This window comes from Aerococcus sp. L_32 (assembly GCF_050689315.1).
The window spans coordinates 1-6,450 of the sequence record NZ_JBOEQF010000125.1; the positions used below are offsets into that span (position 1 = coordinate 1).

Genomic DNA, 6,450 nt, shown 5'->3' on the forward strand with positions numbered 1-6,450 from the left:
CATTATACATGATATGAAGGGAATAGTAACGGGAAAATGGCGGTATTTTCTAATTAGTTATTCTTTTTTAATGAGCCTCGTTTTATTAATCGAACTGGAATAAGTTTCTTACGTTCCTTAGGACTTGAGCCATCAATTTCGTTTAATAAATACTTCACTGCAGTTTTGGCAATTTCTTCAGTATTTTGTTCGATAGTTGATAGTGAAGGGTTTGTATATTTACTAATTGATGAATTGTCGAAACCGATAATCTGTAAATCTTCGGGAACTTTAATATCCATGTTCTGAGCTACTTTAAGAATCAAAGCTGCCATTTCGTCATTTGCAGCAAAGATACCATCGGTACCCTTATTACGTTCTAATACCGTTTTGATTTGACTTCTTATAGTTATAGTGTCAGTTGAATGAAGTTCGAAGATTTGCTCATCCCCAAAAGGAATGGCCTCATTAATTAATTGATGACGGAATCCTTCAATACGCTCCATGGTGGAAGTAGTATTTGTATCTCTAACAATGATTAATGGTTTCTTAATACCTGTTTCAGCGAAAGCCTTTGCTGCTTCTATACCACCTTGGTAGTGATCGGAAGTGATGAGTGTAATAGATTTACTTGTATTTAGCTCGCGGTCGATACAAATAAAAGGGACTTCAATATCATGAACGGATTCTTGTTTACTCGAATAATTTAGCCCAGAAATAATGATTAAACCGTCAATCATTTTACTTGTTAACATATCTATATAATTATATTCTTTTTCTGGATTCCTTCCAGTACTTGCAATAATAGTTGAATAATCATGGTTAAAAAGTTCTATTTCTATTTCTTTAACCACATTACCAAAAAAACTATTTGTAATATCGGGTACAAGTATACCGACAGAATAACTTTTATTAATGCGTAATGATTTTGCATTAAAGTTTGTTTGATATCCTGTATCTTTAATCGCTTGTTCGACTTTTAATCTTGTTTCTTCAGAAAATCGGCCATTATTATTGATTACACGAGAGACAGTAGCTGTCGATACTCCTGTTATATTGGCTATATCTTTTATGGAAACTTTTTTCATAAGAACTCCTCGCTGATATTTATTTAGTTTAATTATACGTATCTTTATTAGTCTAAGCCAATGGAATACAACATTTCCATGAAAGCGTTGACAAATTAAAAATAATATGAGATTATATGTACAAGTTAAGAGTAAACGATTACTCAAGAAAAGTTAAGTCTTTTTTAGTAAATGAATATTCAAAACTTCAGTTTAAAAACGATTAAATTTTTTTAAGCATTGAGTAAACGATTACCCAAGGGAGAGATATATTTTTTTAAGCATTGAGTAAACGATTACTCAAATAGAAAGGGGAATACGTATGAGTGAATTATTAATCTGCCCGTCAATGATGTGCGCTGATTTTAATAACTTAGCATCAACTGTTAGAGAATTAGACGAGGCTGGAACGGATATTTTTCACATAGATATTATGGATGGGAGATTTGTACCTAATTTTGGAATGGGTTTACAAGATGTACAAGCGATTAGGGCTAGCACCAACAAACTTGTAGATGTGCATTTGATGATTGAAGACCCTGTGAACTATATTAAATTATTTACAGATTTAGGTGTAGATATTATTTATTTTCATCCAGAGGCTGATTTGCATCCTGCGAGAACAATTGACTTGATCCATAAAAATGGTGTTAAGGCGGGTATTGCAATAAATCCCGGTACATCTATAGAGACGATAAAAAGTTTACTTCCAATTACAGATTATGTGATGGTAATGACTGTTAACCCAGGATTTTCAGGGCAAAAATATTTGTCTTATATAGATGAAAAAATTGAAGACTTATCAAAGCTCTTTAGCAAATACGATTATCAAATCATGGTTGATGGGGCAATTTCTCCTGAGAGAATAAAGACTTTGAATGAAATTGGTGTAACCGGATTTGTATTAGGAACTTCAGCCTTGTTTGGTAAGTCAGAAGGATATCAAGAATTAATACAAAACTTTAAACAGACCGTATAGGAGGACAATATGAAAAAAATAGGAATTGCAAGCGACCATGTAGGTGTTGATTTAAAGAATTCAATTAAAGAGTATGTAGAAAATCTAGGTTTAGAAATTGTCGATTTTGGTCCACTGTCAAAAGATAGAACGGATTACCCTAAGTATGGAAAAGCGGTGGCTGATGCGATTGTAAATAAAAAAGTCGATGGTGGTATTTTAATTTGTGGAACTGGAGTAGGAATTTCTATTAGTGCAAATAAAGTCAAAGGTATTCGAGCAGTTGTTTGTAGTGAACCCTATTCAGCAAAATTGTCTAGAGAACATAATAATACTAATATAGTAGCATTTGGCGCTAGAGTAGTTGGGGAAGACTTAGCAAAAATGATTGTCAAAGAGTGGTTAAATGCTGAATACGAAGGTGGGCGACATGGTAAACGCCTTGAAATGATTGAAGATATTGAAAGTGGAAAAGCCAACGCAGATCCAGATGGAAATTTTGTGTGTTAATAGCGAATATATGGAGGAAATAGATGAAACTAGCAACAAGAATAAATTCTTATTTACCAAAGTTTGATAATGATTTGGAGAAAGTGTTTGTTGAATTTAATAGATTAGGATTAACACACGTTGATTTAAATTATCCTGAACATGTGGGTGATATTGAATTTCAACAAATGAATAAACTATTAAATGCAAATGATTTAAAAGCAAATGGTGTAGCCTTACGGTTTAGAAATGAGTTTATCAATGGTGAACTAGGAAACCATGATTTGCAAATTTCAAAAGAGGCTATTCAATTAAGTAAAGATGCAGCTGATTATTGTAGAGCAGTTGGTGGAGAAATTGTGACTATTTGGTTAGGTTATGATGGTTTTGATTATGGCTTCCAAATTAACTATAGAAAAGTATGGATGCAAATCGTTGAAGCATTACAAGAAATTGCAGATTATGCACCAGATTTGAAGATTAGTATCGAGTATAAACCTTTCCAACCCAGGGCCTATGCTTTTATAGACAGTATGGGTATTGCAGGTATGATGCTAAACGAAATTAATCGTGAAAATGTAGGTATCACTCTAGACTACTGTCATATGTTAATGAAGCATGAAAATCCTGCTTTTGCTGCTGACATCTTTGCAAGTCGTCAATTGCTTTTTGGTGTTCATATTAATGATGGCTATGGTTTAAATGATGATGGTCTAATGATAGCCTCTTCATCGCCATTTAAAACATTGGAATTTCTATATTATATTAAGAAGCATGATTATCAAGGTATTTTCTATTTTGATACTTTCCCTGTAATTGAGGATGCAGTACAAGAAACAGAACAAAATATTAAGATGATTAAGCTATTGAATGACAAGATTGACAAAATCGGTATGGAAACAATCCAAAATATTATTGATAGAAATGACGCAATCGCAGCACATGAATTATTGATTTCGTTCTTAAATTAAAGATAAACCTATGGGAGGGTAAATCTATTATGGCAAAAAAAGACTATAAAAAAATGGCAACCGAAATATTAACAGCTGTGGGTGGGAAAGAAAATATCTCAGGAATGACTCATTGTGCAACTCGATTACGGTTAAATTTAAAAGATAAATCCATTGTGGATGATGCAGAAGTTCAAGCTGTTGAAGGTGTTGTTAACGTCGTCAATAAGGCTGGACAATTTCAAATTTTAATTGGGACAGAGGTCCCTAAACTGTATGATGAATTTGAACAGTTAGTTGGCGGAAAAATCGAAACTTCTAAATCTGATAATTCAGGAGAATCGGTAAGTGTGGTAAGTAAGGTGTTCTCTGCCATTGCTGGTATTTTTTCACCACTTTTACCAGCTCTTGCGGGTTCAGGGGTCTTACGTGGATTATTACTACTGCTAGTTCAAGTTGGCTGGGTATCAGAAACTAGTGGTACCTATACAATTCTGAATTCGACGTCTATGGCTGTATTCTACTTCTTGCCTGTATTGCTTGCTTTTACTTCAGGTCGTAGATTTGGTGCGAGCCCATATATTTCAGCGTTGATTGGGGCTTCCTTATTACATCCAGATTTTATCGGATTAATGGGAGATGTAGGGAATGGTGCAACTACTTCATTCTTTGGGATGCCAGTTGTACTGATGAATTACAATTCAACGGTAGTACCAATTATCCTAGCAATTTGGATTTTCTCTTACCTGTACAAATTCTTAGATGATTATATTATTGAAAGTTTAAAACTAGTAATTGTACCACTGATTTCATTAGCAATTATGGTACCGCTTACTGTTATTGTGATTGGACCTTTAGGTGTGTATGGTGGGGAACTCGTAGCGAACGTTGTGAACTATCTAATTGAAACAAGTAGTATTCTAGCGGGTATTGCAGTCGGTGGTGGTTGGAGTGTCCTGGTTAGTTTGGGTATCCACTGGGCAGTTAACCCAATCATGATTAATAATGTATCTACGTATGGTTATGACTATATTGTGCCTTTTACGTTTGCATGTAACTTTGCCGTTATTGGTACAACTTTAGGTATTGCTTTAAAAGCTAGAAACAAAGAGATTCGAAACTTTTCTTTAACTGGTGCATTTACAATTGCACTTTCTGCTATTATTGAACCAACCCTGTTTGGTTTATTAGTGAAAAATAGAAAACTGTTCTTAGCACAAATCATTGGAGGTGCCGTCGGAGGAGCGTATCTAGGATTAATGAAAGTTACAACGAATGCCTTTGTATTTGGGAGTGTGACAACATTGCCTGCATTTGTTGGGGATACTTCAGGAAACTTTCTTCATGCGATTATTGGATTAGGTATTTCACTTATTGTATCTTTAGTTATTGCTTATTTTGTGACTAGTAAAGAGGAAAAATTAGCATAATTGAAAAACTGTTATAGGTTTTACCTCTGGAAGTGAGCTTTTAAAACTTACTTCTAGAGGTATTTTTTGTGTATTCTTATACATTAGTCTTAACATAGAGCATATTGCTATTTCATGTTATAATGTTCGAGATGATTAAATGTAGCAAGTTTAAGGAGGCAGCGATGAGTTACCAAGCATTATACCGCGTTTGGCGGCCGCAGACATTTGGAGATATTGTTGGCCAAGAGGCTGTTGCGCGTACGCTGCAAAATGCCATTCGAACTGGCAAAACGAGTCACGCTTACTTGTTTACGGGTCCAAGAGGGACTGGTAAGACGAGTGCGGCTAAAATTCTATCGAAAGCGATCAACTGTCCAAACCAGGTGGATGGGGAACCATGTAATGAATGTGAGATTTGCCGGGCAATTACGGACGGAACTTTGCCGGATGTGATTGAAATCGATGCAGCGTCTAACAACGGGGTTGAGGAAATTCGTGATATCCGTGATAAGGTTCGCTATGCACCAACGGAAGCGCAATATAAGGTCTATATCATTGATGAGGTCCACATGCTTTCAACGGGTGCTTTCAATGCTTTATTAAAAACCTTAGAAGAACCACCAGCTAATGTCATTTTTATTTTAGCAACGACTGAGCCACATAAGATACCTGCAACGATTATTTCAAGAACCCAACGTTTTGACTTTAAACGTATTTCACGTCAGGCGATTGAGGACCGGATGGCATTTATCTTGGACCAGGACGGTATTGAATATGAGAATGGCGCCCTTACTGTAATTGCTCGGGCAGCAAACGGTGGGATGCGAGATGCCTTATCCTTGTTAGACCAAGTGATTTCCTTTTCCGATGGGACTTTATCACTTGAAACGAGTCGGTTGGTGACGGGGGCCTTGTCTGAAGAGCAGTTGGTTCAATATACGGAGGCCCTAGCTAATGGGCAAGTGACGGCAGCATTAGACCACTTACATGCTTTATTGGCTGGTGGTCAAGATGCGGCGCGTTTTGTGGAAGAGCAGTTGGTTTTTGTGCGTGATTTAATGATTGCCAAGGAAACCAAGGCGGATACGGCTGAGATTGAAGAGTTGACCCAACGTTATGACGAAGCCTTTTATAGTCTAGCGAAAACGATTGATGTGAATGTCTTGTATAAGATGATGAAAGTTTTCCGAGAAACGCAGGCAGAGATTCGTTTTTCATTGCAACCAACGATCTATCTAGAGGTGGCAACGGTTCAGGTAGCTAGCCAAATCGGTAGTCAGTCGGCTGTTGGTCAAAGTGGTAACCAACAAGTGGTGGCTAACCAAGAAGGTGACCATGTCTTGCCAACGCAAGTGAGTCAAGCGTTAGCTGAATTGCAAGAACAAGTGGCGAATTTAACGGCACAGGTCCAAAATGGGGGCGGAGAGCCAGCTAAACCTGCGCCAAGTAAGCCGGCTAAGCGGTCAGGGAATGCTACGGCCTTTACGCCAAATCTGACGAAGGTCTTCCAAGTGTTAAATCAAGCGACTAAGAAAGACTTGAATGATATCGCCAATTTATGGGATGGGCTGATTGAGAGTCTGCCAAGTATGCAA

Annotated in this window: 6 protein-coding genes; 5 read left to right on the forward strand and 1 reads right to left on the reverse strand. The window is 36.7% G+C overall.

Going from position 1 to position 6,450, the window contains the following annotated elements; all coding sequences use genetic code 11:
- Positions 1–53 precede the first annotated feature (53 nt).
- Complete coding sequence (locus ACRCJ0_RS08515; RefSeq protein ID WP_431390177.1) at positions 54–1,067, reverse strand: LacI family DNA-binding transcriptional regulator; 1,014 nt, start codon at positions 1,065–1,067, stop codon at positions 54–56.
- Between the two features lie 301 nt (positions 1,068–1,368).
- Between ACRCJ0_RS08515 and rpe the strand changes: the two genes are divergently transcribed.
- The 5 genes from rpe to dnaX all read left to right on the forward strand — a co-directional run.
- Positions 1,369–2,025, forward strand: coding sequence for a ribulose-phosphate 3-epimerase (gene rpe / locus ACRCJ0_RS08520; protein ID WP_431390178.1), 657 nt, complete (start codon positions 1,369–1,371; stop codon positions 2,023–2,025).
- Positions 2,026–2,034: 9 nt separating this feature from the next.
- Positions 2,035–2,514 carry a ribose 5-phosphate isomerase B gene (gene rpiB, locus ACRCJ0_RS08525; protein WP_431390179.1) on the forward strand — a complete coding sequence of 160 codons (480 nt, stop codon included), beginning with the start codon at positions 2,035–2,037 and terminating at the stop codon, positions 2,512–2,514.
- A 23-nt stretch (positions 2,515–2,537) separates the two neighbouring features.
- Entirely contained in the window at positions 2,538–3,464 is a 927-nt protein-coding gene (locus ACRCJ0_RS08530; RefSeq protein ID WP_431390180.1) for a sugar phosphate isomerase/epimerase family protein, read from the forward strand.
- Between the two features lie 29 nt (positions 3,465–3,493).
- Positions 3,494–4,873, forward strand: coding sequence for a PTS transporter subunit EIIC (locus ACRCJ0_RS08535; protein ID WP_431390181.1), 1,380 nt, complete (start codon positions 3,494–3,496; stop codon positions 4,871–4,873).
- A 164-nt stretch (positions 4,874–5,037) separates the two neighbouring features.
- On the forward strand, positions 5,038–6,450 hold a 1,413-nt coding region (gene dnaX, locus ACRCJ0_RS08540; RefSeq protein WP_431390182.1), incomplete at its 3' end, for a DNA polymerase III subunit gamma/tau.

What these genes read in the sequence shown, in the direction of transcription:
- ACRCJ0_RS08515 (WP_431390177.1), bottom strand. Translation starts at nt 1,067, where the DNA reads ATGAAAAAAGTTTCCATAAAAGATATAGCCAATATAACAGGAGTATCG.
- ACRCJ0_RS08535 (WP_431390181.1), top strand. Translation starts at nt 3,494, where the DNA reads ATGGCAAAAAAAGACTATAAAAAAATGGCAACCGAAATATTAACAGCT.
- rpe (WP_431390178.1), top strand. Translation starts at nt 1,369, where the DNA reads ATGAGTGAATTATTAATCTGCCCGTCAATGATGTGCGCTGATTTTAAT.
- ACRCJ0_RS08530 (WP_431390180.1), top strand. Translation starts at nt 2,538, where the DNA reads ATGAAACTAGCAACAAGAATAAATTCTTATTTACCAAAGTTTGATAAT.
- rpiB (WP_431390179.1), top strand. Translation starts at nt 2,035, where the DNA reads ATGAAAAAAATAGGAATTGCAAGCGACCATGTAGGTGTTGATTTAAAG.